This is a genomic window from Hansschlegelia beijingensis (assembly GCF_045505405.1).
GTDB lineage: Bacteria > Pseudomonadota > Alphaproteobacteria > Rhizobiales > Methylopilaceae > Methylopila > Methylopila beijingensis_A.
Map to the genome: position 1 here is coordinate 1 of NZ_JBJKEX010000389.1, position 2775 is coordinate 2775.

At 70.5% G+C, this 2775-nt stretch carries 4 protein-coding genes; 1 reads left to right on the forward strand and 3 read right to left on the reverse strand.

Annotated elements, in window-relative coordinates; translation table 11 throughout:
* Positions 1-106: 106 nt before the first annotated feature.
* A complete protein-coding gene (locus tag ACIKT0_RS16495; RefSeq protein ID WP_407106469.1) occupies positions 107-454 on the reverse strand; it encodes a DUF952 domain-containing protein in 348 nt (115 codons plus the stop codon).
* 201 nt (positions 455-655) lie between these two features.
* On the opposite strand from ACIKT0_RS16495, the gene ACIKT0_RS16500 reads away from it, so the two are divergent.
* Positions 656-1285: a S24 family peptidase gene (locus ACIKT0_RS16500; RefSeq protein ID WP_407106470.1), complete on the forward strand. Its 630-nt coding sequence runs from the start codon at positions 656-658 to the stop codon at positions 1283-1285.
* 4 nt (positions 1286-1289) lie between these two features.
* Here the strand turns inward: ACIKT0_RS16500 and ACIKT0_RS16505 are convergent, their stop codons facing one another.
* A complete protein-coding gene (locus ACIKT0_RS16505; protein ID WP_407106471.1) occupies positions 1290-2036 on the reverse strand; it encodes a phosphocholine cytidylyltransferase family protein in 747 nt (248 codons plus the stop codon).
* A gap of 89 nt (positions 2037-2125) precedes the next feature.
* A partial coding sequence (locus ACIKT0_RS16510) for a sugar nucleotide-binding protein (protein ID WP_407106472.1) occupies positions 2126-2775 on the reverse strand: 650 nt, incomplete at its 5' end.

Sequence of the window (2775 nt, forward strand, 5' to 3'; positions counted from 1 at the left end):
GGAGCGCGGCGCGGCAGCCGCTCCAGCGCCGCGAGCGTCGCGAGATGCGCAGGTTCGGGCGGCAGCGCATGCAGCGCCGTGCGCAGCAGCGGCCAGAAGGGGGCGATCACCGCAGTCCCTCCGGAAAGACGTGCAGCCCGTCCGGCCCGAGCGGCAGAGGCTTCGCCCATATCACCGCGGAAAGCGGCAGCTCTCCGTAGAGGTGGGGGAACAGGGCGCCGCCGCGGGACGGCTCCCATTTGAGGTCCGTCCCGAGCGCCGCCGCGTCGACCGCGACCAGCAGCAGCTCCTGCTGGCCGGCGAAGTGCTTCGCCGCCGTCTCACGCGCCTGCTCGGCGGTCGAGAAGTGGATGTAACCGTCCGCATGGTCAACCGGCGCGCCCGCGAAGCGGCCGATGCGCTCGGCCTCGGCCCACAGGCTGGACGGCGCGATCTTGTAGATCACAGGAGGCATCGCTCGCTCCGGCTTCGCCCTGCGCGGCGCAGGGCGGAACACGTTCCGCCGCAGAACGTTGTGCGGCGACGCGGGAGCTTTAGGCCCCCTCGGATCGTCGGACAAGCCCGGCCTCCCCGGAAGGTGGACACCGGCCCAAAAAGGTACTAATTCCTATCCATCACGGTCTCGCCTTGCGGCGGCCAGGGGACCATCAGGAACATGCTAGGCCACGGCCAGATCTGGGCTGCGATCGACGCCCTCGCGGCGAAGAACGGGCTGTCGGCGTCCGGGCTCGCCCGTAAGTCGGGCCTCGATCCGACGACCTTCAACCGCTCCAAGCGCATCGCGCCGGACGGCAGGCCGCGCTGGCCTTCGACGGAGTCGATCGCCAAGGCGCTCGAGGCGACAACGACGAATCTCGACAGCTTCATGAGCCTGCTCGTGGAAGGCTCGCCGCGGCTGCGCCAGAACGTCCCGCTGATCGGGCTCGCCCAGGCGGGGCAGGGCGGCTTCTTCGACGACGCCGGATTCCCGACCGGCCAGGGCTGGGACGAGATCGCGTTCCCGGACGTGGACCGCGAGCACGTCTATGCGCTGGAGATCTCGGGCGACTCGATGGCGCCTGCGTTCCGCGAGGGCGACGTGGTGCTGGTGGCGCCCGGCGCGGCCGTGAGGCGGGGCGACCGGGTGATCGTCAAGACCACGGAAGGCGAGGTGATGGCGAAGGAGCTCGCGCGGCGCACCGCCAAGCAGGTCGAGCTTCGCTCGCTCAACCACGAATACCCTGATCGCTCCTTCGCGCCGAGCGAGATCGCCTGGATCGCCCGGATCGTCTGGGCGAGCCAGTAGGGCTTCAGAGGCCGCGCTTCACCCAGCCTTCGGTCATGGCGACGCCGCGATCGAGATCGGCGGGGAAATCGAGTTCGCTCCACTCGAGCCCTTCGATCGACCGCACCCCGACATTGCTGTGGTAGCGGGCGATGCCGTCGATCGCGGACAGATACCAGCGCTTGAGGCCTTCCTCCGAGCGCATCAGGCGCTCGATCTCGCTCACGAAGGCGCGGCAGCCTTCCTCGGTGAAGCGCAGGAACCCGATGGATTCGCCGGTGACGAGGTCGTTCGGCAGCGTCTTGCCGATCGCGAGCAGCCGGTCGCCCTCGGTGCGGACCTTCATGTCGTCGGTGTCGTACTCGGCCTTGCGATCGATCGTGACCGTGATCGGCGCGGTGGCCGGATCGGCGAGGACGCGGCGGGCGATCTCGGGCTCGATCAGCGTGTCGCCGTTCAGGATGAGGAACGGCCCCTTCATCTCGTGGCGGGCGATCCAGCAGCTCGCCAGATTGTCGGCCAGCTCGAAGAACGGGTTGTGGGTCGCCCGGACGGTCACGCCCGGCAGGCGGATGGCCTCGAGCGCGGCCTCGACCTTGCCGGCCTCGAACCCGGTCACGACCACGATGTCGGTGACGCCCGCCTCCGCGAGCGCGCGGACCTGCCACTCGACCAGCGGACGGCCCGCGAAGGGGATCAGGCACTTCGGCGTCTCGGCCGTAAGCGGCAACAGTCTCCGGCCCTGGCCTGCGCTCAGAATGATGGCTTTCACGTCGGCGCCTTCCTAAAGCCCGCCTCGGGGCGAGGCGCGTCCGATACCGCCATCGCGACGACGAGGCAAACCGCCGCCGCGGGCTCCGCTCAGCCTTCCTGCCGGGCCCTCTCGAACTGGCCGGCCTTGCGGAACCGCCAGAGATAGCTCGGCGCGACCGCGTCGAACGGGGTCGGGACGATGCCGAGGCCTTCCAGGGTGCGGCCGGCGGCGCGGGCCTCCTGGGACACGACGTTGTCGGTCTCCAGCATCGCCACCTGATCCGCCGTCAGCGGCGCGTTGGGGAGGATCTGGAGAACGCGTCCGGCCATGCGCGCCAGCCCGAAGGGCAGCGGCGCGAGCAGGCGGCGCCGGCAGGTGGTCTTCAGCACGTAGCGCAGGATGTCTCTGAAGCTCAGCGTCTCGGGGCCGCCAAGCTCGTAGGCCTGCGGGCCGCCCGGAACCGCGCCCGAGACGGCGCGCGCCACGACCTCGGCGACGTCGCCCACGAACACCGGCTGGAAGAGGGTGCGGCCGCCGCCGATCAGCGGCAGCGCCGGAGACATCCGGGCCATGGCGGCGAAGCGATTGAAGAACTGGTCCTCCGGGCCGAACACGACCGAGGGACGGAGAATCACGGCGTCCGGATAGACGGCCAGAACCGCCTCCTCGCCCGCCGCCTTGCTGCGCCCGTAGAGGCCGCGGCTGGCGCGGTCGGCGCCGATCGCCGACATCTGCACGAAGCGGGCGACGCCGGCCG

Bases quoted from the DNA above. Each gene is read 5' to 3' on its own strand.
- ACIKT0_RS16495 (WP_407106469.1), bottom strand. From the start codon at position 454: ATGCCTCCTGTGATCTACAAGATCGCGCCGTCCAGCCTGTGGGCCGAG.
- ACIKT0_RS16500 (WP_407106470.1), top strand. From the start codon at position 656: ATGCTAGGCCACGGCCAGATCTGGGCTGCGATCGACGCCCTCGCGGCG.